Raw genomic sequence first — 14,315 nt, forward strand, 5'->3', positions numbered from 1 at the left:
CATACAATAATAAAATACTTCTACGAGCGGTTCATGGTTTTTTACGTATTTTGTGAGCAATGACAGAATCCACGCCTTCCGTTGTTCTAGAGACATCAGTTTTCCAGTTTGTCAAAATTTAAACGGTAATCGACAAACCACCATCACAAAAAGTGACCTTTTATTTTTATCCTTGCGAATCTCTAATTCTCTAACTAGCCTTTAGTTAACAAAAATATAACAAATTGTTTTGCGTTGTATTTTATTGATACCGGACTCAATAAGTAAGTGGTTATCATGTGTATGACTGTTTACTTGTGCAGTTTGGCTTTATTTTTGAAACTCATTTTCGAGTTGATAAAACCTAGTTGGTCTTCGTTAGACGTCGTCGAATCACAGTTAGTTGGGTTTTGATTGCGGGCTTTACCATCCTGAATTGTTTGATCACTCTTCAGACGTGCTTGGTATAAGTCATAGGGGAACCACGTTAGGACAAACGTGGCTAGGCAAAGGAGAAATCTTTTGAAGAGATTGCTGACCATTCGCTTATGGATTGGTGTGGCTGCTGCGCTAATCAGCCAACCTCTCATCGCCGAGTCGAGCGGCTATAACTTGACTAAAGGCGTTACTGATATCAGTAACCAAGTTTATGACTTGCATATGCTGATTTTCTACATCTGTTGTGCCATTGCATTTGTTGTATTCGGAGTGATGTTCTACTCCATTTTCAAACACAGAAAATCTCGCGGCGCCGTCGCCGCTAACTTCCACGAAAGCACCAAAGTTGAAATTGTCTGGACGGTTATTCCGATTATCATATTGATTGCGATGGCGATTCCCGCAACCAAAACTTTGGTGGCAATGGAAGATACGTCTCAATCCGATATCACCATCAAAATTACAGGCTCGCAGTGGAAATGGCACTACGAGTACTTTGGTGAAGATGTTAATTTCTTCTCCTTGTTGGCTACATCTCAAAAGCAAATAGATGGTATTGAAGAAAAAGGTGCTCATTACCTACTAGAAGTAGACAATCCACTCGTCGTACCCATCAATCAAAAAATCCGCTTCTTAATGACATCCGATGATGTAATTCACTCTTGGTGGGTGCCGGATTTTGCCGTCAAGAAAGACACAATCCCAGGCTTTATTAATGAGGCATGGACCAAGATTGACGAGCCAGGTGTTTATCGCGGTCAATGTGCCGAACTGTGTGGTAAAGCTCATGGGTTTATGCCGATCGTCGTTCAAGCCATGGAGCAGAGTGATTACGATGCATGGTTAGCAGGAAAGAAACAAGAAATGGCATTGGCAGCAGCGGAAGCAGCAAAATCTCTTGATGCCACACTTCCACTTGATGAACTGATGACAATTGGTGAAGAAGTGTATGCGGGTCGTTGTGCTGTCTGCCATCAAGCAAACGGTGAAGGTATCACGGGGGCTTTTCCAGCCATTGCGGGGAGTGCAGTTGCGACGACCGGAGATGTGTCGATTCACATCAGCAAAATTGTTGATGGGGTAAATGGAACAGCCATGCAGTCGTTTGCTAACCAATTGACAGACAAAGAAATAGCAGCAGTAGTGACGTACCAGCGAAATGCTTGGGGTAATGATACGGGAGATGCAGTACAAGCCTCTGATATCAATGCGTTCAAAGCGCAAGATGGGGAGCAAACCAGCTCCAAGGAGTTATGATGAAAACGGATCCTATGGAAACAGTTAAATCGTCAACAGCGACGGATGCAGAGATGAGTCGTGCGGAAAGCACGGCCGTTATTGAAGACGATCATCATGATCACGCCCCTTCAGGTTGGGCAAGATGGGTATACTCCACTAACCATAAAGATATCGGGACATTGTACCTGTGGTTTAGTTTCGCCATGTTTCTTACTGGCGGCGCGATGGCAATGGTCATTCGTGCAGAGCTATTCCAACCGGGCTTACAGCTTGTAGAGCCAAATTTCTTTAACCAGATGACCACAGTTCACGGCTTAGTGATGGTATTTGGTGCAGTAATGCCTGCATTTACTGGGTTGGCTAACTGGATGATCCCTATGATGATCGGTGCGCCAGATATGGCATTACCGCGCATGAATAACTTAAGCTTTTGGATTCTGCCGTTCGCCTTCCTGATTCTATTGTCATCTCTCTTCATGCCCGGTGGTGGTCCTGATTTTGGTTGGACATTCTATGCACCACTTTCTACAACCTATGGTCCCGATAGTACGGCATTGTTTGTTTTCTCGGTACATATTATGGGGATTAGCTCCATCATGGGGGCAATAAATGTCATTGTTACCATTTTCAATATGCGCGCCCCTGGGATGACGTTGATGAAAATGCCACTCTTTGTTTGGACTTGGTTGATTACAGCCTTCCTGCTTATTGCGGTGATGCCAGTGTTAGCGGGTGCTGTGACAATGGTGTTAACAGACAAGTATTTTGGAACCAGTTTCTTTGATGCCGCGGGTGGCGGCGACCCTGTGATGTTCCAACATATCTTCTGGTTCTTTGGCCATCCAGAAGTGTACATCATGATTTTACCTTCTTTCGGTATCGTCTCTGCAATCGTACCAGCGTTTAGTGGTAAGAAACTGTTTGGCTACCACTCTATGGTTTATGCGACGTGCAGTATCGCACTGTTGTCTTTCTTGGTTTGGGCGCACCATATGTTTACTACAGGGATGCCGGTATTCGCAGAGTTGTTCTTCATGTACTGCACTATGCTGATTGCTGTGCCAACGGGTGTGAAAGTATTTAATTGGGTAGCAACTATGTGGCGCGGTGCGTTAACGTTCGAAACGCCCATGCTGTTCGCCATCGCCTTCATTGTCTTGTTTACCATCGGTGGTTTTTCTGGGTTGATGCTAGCTATCGTGCCGGCGGACTTCCAGTATCACGATACCTATTTTGTCGTGGCTCACTTCCACTATGTATTGGTCTCTGGTGCTGTGTTCTCAATTATGGCGGCCGCTTATTACTGGCTGCCCAAATGGACAGGACATATGTACGATCACAAACTTAGCTTGTGGCATTTTTGGTGCTCGGTTATTTCGGTTAATGTGCTGTTTTTCCCGATGCACTTCTTAGGATTAGCGGGCATGCCAAGGCGTATTCCTGACTATGCAATTCAATTTGCGGATGTAAACCAGATCGTCTCAATCGGCGGTTTTGCCTTTGGTTTGTCGCAGTTGATTTTCTTATGGTTAGTAATCAAGTGCATTAAAGGTGGAGAAAAGGCCGAAGCCAAACCTTGGGACAGAGCGGAAGGGCTAGAATGGACAGTCCCAAGTCCAGCACCGCATCACACCTTTAGTACTCCACCCAAAGTGGATTAGAGAGGTGACTTATGAGCGAGCAAAACCGTAAGTCAAATAAAAAGTTAGTAACGTGGCTTAGTGTTGCTGTTATCGGCATGTTTGGGTTCGGTTTTGCTTTGGTTCCGTTGTACGACATTATGTGTGAAGCATTGGGTATCAATGGTAAAACCAATACGGTGTCTGCGGTGCAACCCGTCGGAATGAGGGCGGACATCTCGCGTACGATTCGTGTTGAGTTTATGGCGCACATCAATCCTGATATGCCGTGGACCTTTAAGCCCAAAACCATCTACCTTGATGTTCATCCCGGTGAGGTGATTCAAACTGCTTATTTGGCAAAGAACAATGCGTCGCAATCTTTAATCGGGCAAGCAGTGCCATCTGTATCTCCGGGCACTGGCGCTGCTTATTTTAATAAAATTGAGTGCTTTTGCTTCAACCATCAACCTCTCGATGCTAATGGAGAAGCGGAGATGCCTCTAATTTTCTATATCGAACCTGATATCCCCGAGTCAATTCACACACTGACTTTGTCGTACACACTCTACAACATCACAAGCAATGCAAGCGTGCAGGATGCCGTTGAACGCAGTAAGGGTAGCAAAAGCGCACTTAACAGGGAGTTAAGCTATGAGTAAACCTCAATCTTATTACGTTCCAGCTCAGAGTAGTTGGCCAATCGTGGGGGCAATCGCGCTGTTTTTAGTGGCGGTTGGTGCTGGACTCACGGTTCAACATTTAGAAACTGGTGGGGCGGGTAGTGTCATTGGTAACGTTACTCTAGCGCTTGGCTTTGTCGTGTTGTTGTACATGCTGTCAGGTTGGTTTAGCAACGTTGTCAGTGAATCATTGTCAGGCTTGTATTCAGATCAGATTACGCGTTCATTTCGTCAAGGGATGAGCTGGTTCATTTTTTCTGAAGTGATGTTCTTCGGCGCTTTTTTTGGGGCGTTGTTTTATGCACGAATGATCTCCGTCCCTTGGCTTGGCGGGGCAGACAACAATGTGATGACTCACGAAGTTCTGTGGCCTGGTTTTGAAGCAATTTGGCCTTTGACGACAACGCCAGCAGGTGACACGACTCAGGCAATGCCATGGCAAGGATTGCCATTGAAGAACACGATCATATTGCTGCTTTCTTCGATTACGCTGCATATGGCGCATGTCAGTTTGGAGAAAAACAAACGAACGGCGCTTATCGTCTGGCTTGAGATTACTATCGTACTAGCGGTGTTTTTCCTCTATTACCAAGCGGTTGAATATGCGCATGCATATCAAGATATGGGGCTGACCTTACAATCTGGGATATACGGCAATACCTTCTTTATGCTGACTGGATTCCATGGCCTACATGTGTGTTTAGGTACGATCTTCTTGATTGTACTCTTGTTCCGAATCGCTAAAGATCATTTTACTCCCAAAGACCATTTCGCGTTTCAGGCTGGCAGTTGGTACTGGCACTTTGTTGATGTGGTTTGGTTGTGCCTCTTTGTTTTTGTTTATGTACTTTAACTCAGGTTTTAGAGAACCGATTTAATAAGGACGGGGGTTAGGAGCAAGCAATCCACTTTGAAGGGCGATGATCAAAAGAATAATAACGATCGCAGAAAATAAGACACGGCGACCCAGATAGTGACTCATGGGTTTATCAGAATTAGGGTCGTCTCGCACCATTCGAATTAAGGCAAGCGCTAAGTTAAAGATGATGAAAAGTAACAGCAGTACTAAAACAATCTTAAACAATAGTGTCGGTGACATTGAGGTTCCTCACGTGGCTTGGTTCAAATCGGTGAAATTCTGGGTCGGCATTGTATTAACTGTGGTTGTGTTTTCTACTTTGGTCAAATTAGGTTTGTGGCAGCAACAGCGAGGTAACGACAAATCACATATGGAGTCGATGTTGGCTCAGCGAAGCAAGCAGCCTCCGATTTCTTTGAGCTCTGTCCATTTTTCAAACACGCCTCAATCGAACAGTAATTATCTTGATTGGATAGGTGTCACCGTCTTTGCTGAGGTCACACCTCTGCCAGAGCTTTTTTATTTGGATAATCAGACCTTTGAAGGACAAGTTGGTTATTTGGTGTTTCAGCTTATTATCGATGACCAGTCACGCTTTTTGCTTCTTGAACTGGGTTTCGTTAAAGGAATGGAGCAAAGACAGTCATTGCCTGTTGTTGAGCCTTTAACCCAACCTCTGATGATAACCGGGCGTTTATATCAAAAGATGGACAGCCCTTTAGGTAATGAGCTCTACCCTGAAGATTTTACCTCTTCGATTTCTACCAGATTTCGAATTCAGAACTTAAATATAGGTTCATTGGCAGAGCTTACTGGTAAGCCCCTACAAGCATGGGCGTTGCAGCCTATCGATTCAACAACGCCTTATGCTCACCCTTGGAAACCATTGTCTATGAACTCGAGCAAACACTATGGGTACGCTTTTCAGTGGTTCTCCATGGCATTGGTATTTGCCTTCGTAGTAGGTATTGCCGTGTATCGATGGGCCAGAAAAACTCATTCAACAAGACATTAGGAGCGTTTATGAGCACAGGGATGACGACACATTCGCTTAAGCCCAAAGCCGTGTTAAAAGGACGACTTACGCTATTGGCGTTGATTCTGTTTTTTGCGTTGCCGTTTATCGTCGCGAAGGCGATTCTGAGTAACCATTGGTATGAGTCTGGCGTGACCAATCATGGTCGGTTGTTGGAGCCTCGAGTAACGTTTGAGTCACTGGGAATGGTGAACCCTCTTCAAGGAGAGAGTTGGCAGCTTGGTTTTATGCTTCCTGCTACATGTGATGATGCATGCTTAAATCGCTTATACGTCATGGGACAAACATACTTAGCGCTAGGAAAGTATAAAGAGCGCGTGACACCTGTTGTTTATGTACAGACCGGACAAGTACTGCCTGAACTACCGGATTCGGTGACCGTGTTGACCGTTAACGATGCTTTCTCGGCTTTAGTGCCATCACAAGGGTATGTCATTACCGACACGTTAGGTCAAGTCGTGATGTTTTTTGAACCCACAACCAAGGAACAACAAATCGCCCATAGCAAGGGGTTGTTATCCGATCTAAGAAAGTTACTCAAGTTATCGCGAGTAGGGTAGAAGCGAAAGGTTGAGCACACCAGTTTTGAAGGCATAAGGAGTTGCAATGAGACTGATAGATTTGGTGAAAGGGGCGTTAGTTCTGACCGTTGTTGTCATCGCAATGGGGGCCTATACACGCCTTGCTGATGCTGGTTTAGGTTGTCCGGACTGGCCAGGTTGTTATGGCCATCTTACGGTTCCGAGCAATAACGTTGATGTTGCCGTTGCTAATACTCTTTTTCCCGAGCGAGCGGTGGAGCCTCATAAAGCTTGGCTAGAAATGATACACCGTTATTTGGCAGGATCTCTGGGTCTGGTTGTGTTCGCGATGACCTACCTGGCATTAAGATATGAGCGTACACGACTAGGAGTGGCTTTGCCGTTGTCGTTATCTTTAGTGATTGTCTTCCAGGCTGCATTGGGGATGTGGACGGTGACGCTTAAGTTGATGCCAATTGTAGTCATGGGTCACCTGATAGGCGGCTTTACGATGTTTTCTTTACTATTTTTCACATATTTAAAACTACGTCCGAACGTGATAGCGACGCGGCAGGATAATAAAGCGAAATCTAAATCTGCGGTAAGTGCGACCTTTCAGCCAACAGTGGTTGAAGCTAATATCGTGACTGGTGAGCCAAAGATAATTGGTCGTCGACTCAAAATATTGGCTGGCTTGGCTCTTACCGCAACCATCTTACAAATAATACTCGGCGGTTGGGTATCTTCAAATTACGCTGCTGTGGTGTGTACCGCTTTGCCGATTTGTGAAGGCGAATGGGTGCGCTATCTCGACTTTAAAACCGCTTTCACTCCGGTTCATTCTGGCTTTGATAATTACGAATTTGGCGTACTTGACTATGCTGCACGAATGACCATCCATGTGAGTCATCGTTTTGGTGCGATTGTGGTGACTTTGCTCGTTGGGATATTAGGCCTGAGCTTGCTAAAACATAAGCAACGCGTGGTACGCAACGTCGCAGTACTGTTATTAGGACTGTTAGCGATTCAACTTGCACTTGGGGTGAGCAATGTGGTGTTCCATTTACCTTTGCCAATAGCTGTTATGCATAATCTGGGCGCTGCGCTACTTCTATTAAGCCTAATTCAAGCTAACTATATTATGTGGAATATACGGTACGCTCAATCAGAAAAGCCGACACTGACAGTTATTGAGTCGGAGAATAAAGTTGAGAGACTGAAAGCATCTGGAGACAAGGAGAGTTCTCTATGAATAAACTGACAATGGCGGCGACAAGTCGTGTGGATTCCGTCGTTAAACCAAGACTCAACTGGCGTGTGTATTTAACATTGACCAAACCGAAAGTGGTCGCATTAATGATCTTAACAGCGTTGGTTGGGATGTGTTTGGCGATACCGGGAGCCTTGCCTGTTCAGGCGACCGTGCTGGGATTGTGGGGTATAGCTTTAATGGCTGGGTCTGCAGCAGCTTTCAACCATCTAATTGACCGTCGAATTGATGCTGTCATGACTAGAACCCATAAACGTCCGTTGCCATCAGGAGACTTGAGTGTTGGTAAAGTCTTTACTTTTGCACTGAGTATTGGCGTATTAGGTTTTGCAATATTAGCTTTGGGGGTGAACTGGTTAACAGCTTGGCTTACATTCGCTAGCTTGCTTGGCTACGCTGTTGTGTACACCTTGTATTTAAAGCGAGCGACGCCACAGAATATTGTTATCGCAGGTATTGCTGGTGCGATGCCGCCGTTGTTAGGTTGGACCGCGGTCACAGGGGAGCTGCACGCTAATGCTTGGTTACTGGTAATGATTATCTTCATATGGACGCCACCTCATTTTTGGGCATTGGCGATTCATAGAAAAGATGATTACGCGAAAGCCGATATTCCTATGCTTCCGGTGACTCACGGGATTGAATACACTAAGACTTCTATTTTGCTTTATACCATTTTGTTGGCATTGGTGTGCTTATTACCCGCCTTGGTCGGAATGACTGGATTGGTGTATTTGGCTGGTTCGACCTTCTTGAGTGCGGGTTTCATCTATTACGCTTGGAAATTAAAGTATGCGGCAACAGAAAAGACAGCAATGGATACTTTTAAATTCTCCATTATGCATTTGATGATTTTATTTGTAGTGTTGCTGGTGGACCACTACCTACCAATTTAATTCTTCAATAATAAAAAAACAGCCATCACAATGTGATGGCTGATAGGGCGTTTGGATTTAAACTAGCTGCCAGGAAAGATCTTCGGTCATGTTAATCCATCCCATCTAACAAAAGTGCAGTTTAGAATTAGAACGTGACGATAGCGCCAACACGTCCTGCTGTATCTTTGTCGCCTTTAAGGTCTTGTGAGATACCTGCGTAAGTCGTGAAGTAATTAGTAAATTTGTAGTGTACGCTTGCCGCGATGTTTTGATCTGTTTCGTCAGCGATATCGAACTTAACTTGTTGGAACGCAGCTGCAAGACGAATACGGTCTGTTAGGTCGTATTTAGATGCTACTTCAAAACCTTTATAGTCTTGGTCTAGCAGTTTACCTTGAGTATATAAACCACCAAGATATAGGTCATTTAGCTGATAACCCGCACCAACTAGAACGTTTTGGCTTGTTGCATCTGGTGAAATTTGTAAATTACTAGTATTCTTCGTCACGCTGACGTTTTCGTCTTTTTGGTAAGCGTAACCAGCACCAAAGCTCAAGTCTCCTAACTGGTACTGTGCCGCGACGCCATAACCTTGGTCTACTGTACCTGATAGTTCATTGCCGTATTTCTTGAATGAATCAGCGCTGCCGCCGCCACTAGCGTTAGCTTTAACTTTAAGATCCCCGAATGTACCGATATACAACAGTTGGTTTGTCGTACGGTCAGCAGTAGCTGTTTTGTTACCCGCTTCGCCGCCGAACGCATCAAGAATATCAGTGTAGTCAGTAATGATACCTAAAGAACCATCCGTTTTACCATATTGGAGTTCGTTGTTCTCGCCAGCAATGCCAACATATAGGTAGCGGTTATCATACCCGTCGCCGCTTGCCTTACCGTCGGTCATACTTCCTCGGTTGAACTCTTCTTCAAAGAAACCTTTAGCTTGAACGCCGTCGGCAATTTCTGTTGTTGCTAGAACATTCACACGCGCACGGCTAGTGTCGGTAACCGCTCTACCATTGCTACTGTTGTCAAAATCAGCACGCGCTTCAGCTCGACCGCCCACTGCTAGGTTCAGATTATCACCTTTATATACGTCAGCTGCATTCGCTGCCGTTGCTGATAAACCTGCAATAATAGCCGCTGTTAAAAGAGAAACTTTCTTCATGTTAAATCCCTATTTAGTCTCTAATAAGTTTTATTATTAATACGCTCTTGGCTCGTCGTATCTATAAATAGGCTAAATGATTATTAACAAAGCTATAAGTGCAGACAAATGGAATTAAAGTTTCAGTAAATGGCTAATAGAATATATTTCCGACGATGATCTTTATGGATAAATTAATTTATATTTAAAAATAGACTATGAGTTACGGTATGTCGGTACTTGTGAGGGTGTTATGTAAGTTCGGGTAATGTTATGTATTAAATGTAATATTATGTCGGATTATAAAGGCGCTAGGTTTATATAAAACTGTGTGGTTAGATAATAATGTTTATATCTAAAAGTATGACGTGGTTAAAATAATTGGCGGTTACTAATAATGTGAGTGTGGATAAGAAATGACCATAACATACTATTACGGCCATAATTTGAATGTTCTGTCAGAAAGTAGTGCTTAGGTTTGCGCAGTGTTAGCGCTGGGTTACTTCTAGCTTTTTGAACAATAGCGATAATGAAAAGCAGAGCAAAAAGTAGCACAGACCCACGATTAACCAGATCTCAAATATCAATCCAGATGAATTTGCGATTTCAGTGCCAACAAATGTCATCTCTTGTATCGAGATCAGTGAAACAATCGAGGTGTCTTTGACTAAGGATATGGTTTGACCGGCTAAAGCGGGGCTTATAGTAGTAAGCACTTGAGGGGCAATAACATCACGATATTGATGCCATGTAGACAAACCTAATGATTGGCCAGCTTCCCACTGACCTTTTGGTATAGCGTTAAGCCCTGCTCTGACAATTTCAGCGACATAGGCTGAGGAAAGCAGACCTATGCATATTACGCCGGATAGTAAGTTCTCCCATAGTGATTGGGGGCCGAATAAGAAGGATTGCCAGCCACTGATTTCACTACTGCTACCACGAAGTAATTCAGATAACCCCAGTAATGGAATTAGCTGATTGGAAATGAAGAAATAGAAAATAAATATGAATACGAGTGGTGGAATATTCCTTACTAGCTGAATAAAGATATTTGCCGGAACCCGCAAAAACACCATATTTGAGTGCTTCGCTAGTCCAAGTAGAGTGCCTAGGGAAAGCGCCAACAGCATACCCCAAATACTAAGGCGTAATGTCGAGATAGCGCCTTGAACGAAGTAGGGCAGTCCACCATTGCTAGTGGGAGTAAACACCAACTCAAAAGCCTGAGACCATCGCCAATGGTAATTAATACCAATGGAAGAGCGATAGCCGAACCACGCTAGTAGTACAACCAGCACGGTAATAAGAACAAGATCCAAAGTGGATAAGCGCCACTTCTTTTTCATTGCACTATCGCAATATTTACGGCCTGTTGAGTCGGTGTTCATCATAATATTTACTGTCCGCCAGCGATTTGATCTTGCCAATCAAGAGTAGAGAACCAGTATTCATAGCGATCTTTTAGCCAACCATCATCGGTACGAGCCTGAATCCACTGATCAAAGAATGCTTTTTTGTCCTCTTCACCCAAGCGCACTGCAAATGCTTCGTTACCTTTTGATAAACGCTCACTAAACGGAATAAACAGGGCATTGGCGTGTTTAATTGCTTCATGCTCTGGCTTAGGGCTAGATGCGATCACTGCATGCGCGTTACCGTTAAGTACTTCTTGAAACGCTTGGGCGTCATCGTCAAATTGTAAGACTTTGGCTTTAGGGAAGGTTTCACGAGCAACTTGAACCGTATAGGCGCCTCGTCTTGCTGCGATCTTAACTCGACGAGAATCGAAGTCTTCAATGGTCGAGAAGCCTTCTGCAAGTTTCTTACTCGCGGCAATTTGAACCCCTGAATGAGAGTAAGGTGTAGTGAAGAGAACACTCTTAGAACGCTCTGGTGTGATCGACATACCTCCGATGATCACATCAAATTTTTGCGCCAATAGAGCCGGAATAATACCGTCCCAGGCAGTGGGAACAAATTCTACTTTCCAGCCTGAGTCCTCTGCGAGGCGTTTAGCAACATCGATTTCAAAACCAATTAAATCACCTTGTTTGTCACGCATAGCCCATGGAACAAAGGTGGACATACCAACGCGTAACGTGCCTCGTTCATTGATCTTGTCCAGGTTTGGAGTGTCACTGGCAGCGACACCTAGAGACACCGCCATACCGATAGCAGCGGTAGTGATGGCTCTAATTATGTTTTTGAGTTTTCCTTGCATAGTCTGACTCCTTGATTGCGATTTAAGTTAAATCGATTGCGATTGGTTTAAGCGATGCTCCAACCAAGCGGATAAAGCGGATAACGTAAGTGTTAGTACTAAATAAATAGCGGCCACGGTAAACCAAATTTCAAAAGGCATGGCCGTTTCTGAAACGATGTTGCGACCCTCTGTGGTTAAATCGAAAATAGCCATAACGCTGACGATGGATGAGTTTTTTATTAGCGATACGATTTCATTGGTGAGTGGAGGGACAGTGCGTCTCACGACTTGAGGCAGTATCACATCGTAATAGGTGTAGAATCGCGACAAACCTACTGAACGGCAGGCTTCAAATTGCCCTTTAGGGATGCTGTTTAAGCCTGCTCGCAATATCTCAGCTGTATAAGCACCTTGAAATAAAGCCAGCGCGAACACGGCAGTAGAAAAACGATCAAGACCTATAATTGGACCAAACACAAAGTAAAGCAGGTAGATTTGAACAAGTAGTGGTGTATTTCGAATCCCTTCGACATAACAATGAGCTATGCCACGACCAACGACTGAGTTTGATGTTTTAAGTAAGGCAGTAATGAGTCCAAACAACAAGGTGAAAACGAGCGCTAGTCCACTGATTTTGAGTGTTACGACAAGTCCTTCAAGCAGCTCAGCGGGCCACCACTGTCCATCTTCATAAAAGGCGAGGTAATCGGGTACGCGTTCCCACTGCCAGCGATAGCCCATCGCTTGGGCTCCGCTATCGAGCAGCCAAACAAGCGCGACAGTGACTAATGCGATCTGTATCAATGCCGATAGAACTGGCTTAATAATCTTTAATATCATCAGTGATTTAAGATCTTATCTAAGAAGGCTTTTGTTCTAGGGTGTTGCGGATTATCAAAAATCTGGCTCGGCGGAGCGGATTCTAGAATTTGTCCTTCATCCATAAAGATTACTCTGTCTGCCACACGTTTTGCGAAGCCCATTTCATGAGTAACACAGAGCATGGTCATCCCTTCTTCTGCCAACTCAACCATCACATTGAGCACTTCACTGATCATCTCAGGATCGAGCGCTGAAGTCGGTTCATCGAACAGCAATATGTCAGGCTTCATACAAAGAGAGCGCGCTATTGCTACCCTTTGCTGCTGACCACCAGACAGTTGAGAAGGGTACTTGTTCGCTTGCTCGGCGATTTTCACGCGCTCAAGCATTTCGAGTGCACGAGATGTGGCCTCTTTTTTAGATAGCTTGAGTGTGCGAATAGGCGATAGAGTGAGATTTTCTAACACAGTAAGGTGTGGAAATAAATTGAAGTGCTGGAATACCATACCAACTTGTCCGGGCTTTATTCCACTAGAGTTGATACCTTGCCCCAATACTTGGATGTCACCATTATTGTATTGCTCTAATCCGTTAATGCAGCGGATTAATGTGGACTTTCCTGAGCCTGAAGGGCCGCAGATTACGACAATTTCACCTTGGAGGACTTCGAGGTTAATTGCTGAGAGAGCTTGGAATTCTCCAAACCATTTATCGACGTTGTTAAAGCTGACAGCGTTCACTTGGAACCCATTGTTTTTGTTATATGCGTCTACATTAGCAATATCGTTAAGCTATAACAAGCGCTTGAGAAGTTAGTTGAATAATAAGTGTGTCAGAAGTGATGTCACACTTCTGACACCAGAAGATTTAATGGTCTACTTGTCGAGGGAGCTCAGATAAAAACGCTTGAAAGCTGCTTTCTCGTACTTTATCCAGAACAAAGCGAAGCTCTTCGATAAGGTCAGCCTTTGCCCAATCTACACGGATGTCGATCGGTGCGAGATGCGCGAATTCAATACGCAATGAAGCAGAAACTGTACCTCGTTTGTCTCCGCCCGCTGATAAGGCCGCTTCTAAAGCGCTAATAAGCGCATCGGGCAAAGTTGCTTCATAGTCTGGTTTATATTGAGGGGCCTCAATGTGCTCCAATACCGCTTGGGAGTTTATGGCCGTTTGTTCAATAAACACTCGACTGAACTGCTCTAAGACTTGATGTCCCTCTAACATATTGCCTGCCACTGCAATAGTTGGATAGCTAAGGTGACCAATGTAAGCAATATTGTCGCTGCCATCTAACGCAGCGGATGCTCCGTTTTGGTCCATAACAAGACATTGTCGTTGACTATGCCCTGAGTCTAACGCAGTCAGTTCGTTGATAATATCTCTGGCGGAAGTACCTTGCTGTAATTTGTTTTTGGCAAAGTCTGCATACCAAGGATTGGTAAATAACCCTTGGGTAGCACATGCACCAACGGAGCGCCAAGAATGATTGACATATCCGCCAACGCAAGGACCTCCTGTCGCAGTAATGGACGCTGAGGTTCCGGTTAATGGATTAAAATGTAATAGAGATATTGTCATAGTCTTCTGGAAATGGGAGGCGCAGTGCCTCCACTTA

The 14,315-nt window shown here is 44.5% G+C and carries 15 protein-coding genes; 8 read left to right on the forward strand and 7 right to left on the reverse strand.

Going from position 1 to position 14,315, the window contains the following annotated elements:
- Positions 1 to 501 precede the first annotated feature (501 nt).
- Genes coxB through HOP38_RS19080 form a run of 4 tightly spaced genes read left to right on the forward strand, consistent with a single transcriptional unit; the run spans position 502 to position 4,811 of the window.
- The gene (gene coxB, locus HOP38_RS19065; RefSeq protein WP_198558716.1) at positions 502 to 1,674 is read left to right on the forward strand and encodes a cytochrome c oxidase subunit II; all 1,173 of its coding nucleotides are present in this window, start codon (positions 502 to 504) and stop codon (positions 1,672 to 1,674) included.
- Positions 1,675 to 1,688: 14 nt separating this feature from the next.
- Positions 1,689 to 3,317, forward strand: coding sequence for a cytochrome c oxidase subunit I (gene ctaD / locus HOP38_RS19070; protein ID WP_373455203.1), 1,629 nt, complete (start codon positions 1,689 to 1,691; stop codon positions 3,315 to 3,317).
- Between the two features lie 11 nt (positions 3,318 to 3,328).
- Positions 3,329 to 3,937 (forward strand): cytochrome c oxidase assembly protein, encoded by a 609-nt coding sequence (locus tag HOP38_RS19075; RefSeq protein ID WP_198558717.1) that lies wholly within the window; start codon positions 3,329 to 3,331, stop codon positions 3,935 to 3,937.
- The gene (locus HOP38_RS19080) at positions 3,930 to 4,811 is read left to right on the forward strand and encodes a cytochrome c oxidase subunit 3 (RefSeq protein WP_006069122.1); all 882 of its coding nucleotides are present in this window, start codon (positions 3,930 to 3,932) and stop codon (positions 4,809 to 4,811) included. The genes HOP38_RS19075 and HOP38_RS19080 overlap by 8 nt, the downstream gene beginning before the upstream one ends.
- 21 nt (positions 4,812 to 4,832) lie before the next feature.
- On the opposite strand, the gene HOP38_RS19085 is transcribed toward HOP38_RS19080, so the two are convergent.
- Positions 4,833 to 5,057: a DUF2909 family protein gene (locus HOP38_RS19085; protein ID WP_081411502.1), complete on the reverse strand. Its 225-nt coding sequence runs from the start codon at positions 5,055 to 5,057 to the stop codon at positions 4,833 to 4,835.
- Between the two features lie 13 nt (positions 5,058 to 5,070).
- On the opposite strand from HOP38_RS19085, the gene HOP38_RS19090 reads away from it, so the two are divergent.
- From HOP38_RS19090 to cyoE, 4 genes are read left to right on the forward strand one after another with little or no spacing between them, the layout of a single operon-like run.
- The gene (locus HOP38_RS19090; protein WP_164491505.1) at positions 5,071 to 5,832 is read left to right on the forward strand and encodes an SURF1 family protein; all 762 of its coding nucleotides are present in this window, start codon (positions 5,071 to 5,073) and stop codon (positions 5,830 to 5,832) included.
- An 8-nt stretch (positions 5,833 to 5,840) separates the two neighbouring features.
- Positions 5,841 to 6,413: a hypothetical protein gene (locus HOP38_RS19095; protein WP_006069119.1), complete on the forward strand. Its 573-nt coding sequence runs from the start codon at positions 5,841 to 5,843 to the stop codon at positions 6,411 to 6,413.
- Between the two features lie 46 nt (positions 6,414 to 6,459).
- Positions 6,460 to 7,626 (forward strand): COX15/CtaA family protein, encoded by a 1,167-nt coding sequence (locus HOP38_RS19100; RefSeq protein WP_198558718.1) that lies wholly within the window; start codon positions 6,460 to 6,462, stop codon positions 7,624 to 7,626.
- 11 nt (positions 7,627 to 7,637) lie between these two features.
- Positions 7,638 to 8,540, forward strand: coding sequence for a heme o synthase (gene cyoE, locus HOP38_RS19105; protein WP_198559357.1), 903 nt, complete (start codon positions 7,638 to 7,640; stop codon positions 8,538 to 8,540).
- Positions 8,541 to 8,667: 127 nt separating this feature from the next.
- On the opposite strand, the gene HOP38_RS19110 is transcribed toward cyoE, so the two are convergent.
- The 6 genes from HOP38_RS19110 to HOP38_RS19135 all read right to left on the reverse strand — a co-directional run bounded on the left by HOP38_RS19110 (position 8,668) and on the right by HOP38_RS19135 (position 14,278).
- The gene (locus HOP38_RS19110) at positions 8,668 to 9,690 is read right to left on the reverse strand and encodes a porin (RefSeq protein WP_198558719.1); all 1,023 of its coding nucleotides are present in this window, start codon (positions 9,688 to 9,690) and stop codon (positions 8,668 to 8,670) included.
- 467 nt (positions 9,691 to 10,157) lie between these two features.
- On the reverse strand, positions 10,158 to 11,060 hold the full coding sequence (locus tag HOP38_RS19115; RefSeq protein ID WP_423250103.1) for an amino acid ABC transporter permease: 903 nt from the start codon (positions 11,058 to 11,060) through the stop codon (positions 10,158 to 10,160).
- A gap of 8 nt (positions 11,061 to 11,068) precedes the next feature.
- Positions 11,069 to 11,839, reverse strand: a complete 771-nt coding sequence (locus HOP38_RS19120) for a transporter substrate-binding domain-containing protein (protein ID WP_420883083.1) — start codon at positions 11,837 to 11,839, stop codon at positions 11,069 to 11,071.
- A gap of 81 nt (positions 11,840 to 11,920) precedes the next feature.
- The gene (locus tag HOP38_RS19125) at positions 11,921 to 12,715 is read right to left on the reverse strand and encodes an amino acid ABC transporter permease (protein ID WP_006069113.1); all 795 of its coding nucleotides are present in this window, start codon (positions 12,713 to 12,715) and stop codon (positions 11,921 to 11,923) included.
- Complete coding sequence (locus HOP38_RS19130; protein WP_198558720.1) at positions 12,715 to 13,437, reverse strand: amino acid ABC transporter ATP-binding protein; 723 nt, start codon at positions 13,435 to 13,437, stop codon at positions 12,715 to 12,717. The genes HOP38_RS19125 and HOP38_RS19130 overlap by 1 nt, the downstream gene beginning before the upstream one ends.
- A gap of 127 nt (positions 13,438 to 13,564) precedes the next feature.
- Positions 13,565 to 14,278, reverse strand: a complete 714-nt coding sequence (locus HOP38_RS19135; RefSeq protein ID WP_198558721.1) for a DUF1028 domain-containing protein — start codon at positions 14,276 to 14,278, stop codon at positions 13,565 to 13,567.
- Positions 14,279 to 14,315 lie beyond the last annotated feature (37 nt).

Source organism: Vibrio mediterranei, assembly GCF_013364395.1.
In the GTDB taxonomy this organism is placed as follows: domain Bacteria; phylum Pseudomonadota; class Gammaproteobacteria; order Enterobacterales; family Vibrionaceae; genus Vibrio; species Vibrio mediterranei.

Excerpts from the sequence above, each read along its gene's own strand:
- HOP38_RS19125 (WP_006069113.1), bottom strand. The coding sequence starts at position 12,715 with ATGATATTAAAGATTATTAAGCCAGTTCTATCGGCATTGATACAGATC.
- HOP38_RS19085 (WP_081411502.1), bottom strand. The coding sequence starts at position 5,057 with ATGTCACCGACACTATTGTTTAAGATTGTTTTAGTACTGCTGTTACTT.
- cyoE (WP_198559357.1), top strand. The coding sequence starts at position 7,638 with ATGGCGGCGACAAGTCGTGTGGATTCCGTCGTTAAACCAAGACTCAAC.
- HOP38_RS19115 (WP_423250103.1), bottom strand. The coding sequence starts at position 11,060 with ATGAACACCGACTCAACAGGCCGTAAATATTGCGATAGTGCAATGAAA.
- HOP38_RS19080 (WP_006069122.1), top strand. The coding sequence starts at position 3,930 with ATGAGTAAACCTCAATCTTATTACGTTCCAGCTCAGAGTAGTTGGCCA.
- HOP38_RS19135 (WP_198558721.1), bottom strand. The coding sequence starts at position 14,278 with ATGACAATATCTCTATTACATTTTAATCCATTAACCGGAACCTCAGCG.
- HOP38_RS19120 (WP_420883083.1), bottom strand. The coding sequence starts at position 11,839 with ATGGCGGTGTCTCTAGGTGTCGCTGCCAGTGACACTCCAAACCTGGAC.
- HOP38_RS19075 (WP_198558717.1), top strand. The coding sequence starts at position 3,329 with ATGAGCGAGCAAAACCGTAAGTCAAATAAAAAGTTAGTAACGTGGCTT.
- HOP38_RS19100 (WP_198558718.1), top strand. The coding sequence starts at position 6,460 with ATGAGACTGATAGATTTGGTGAAAGGGGCGTTAGTTCTGACCGTTGTT.
- ctaD (WP_373455203.1), top strand. The coding sequence starts at position 1,689 with ATGGAAACAGTTAAATCGTCAACAGCGACGGATGCAGAGATGAGTCGT.
- HOP38_RS19095 (WP_006069119.1), top strand. The coding sequence starts at position 5,841 with ATGAGCACAGGGATGACGACACATTCGCTTAAGCCCAAAGCCGTGTTA.
- HOP38_RS19110 (WP_198558719.1), bottom strand. The coding sequence starts at position 9,690 with ATGAAGAAAGTTTCTCTTTTAACAGCGGCTATTATTGCAGGTTTATCA.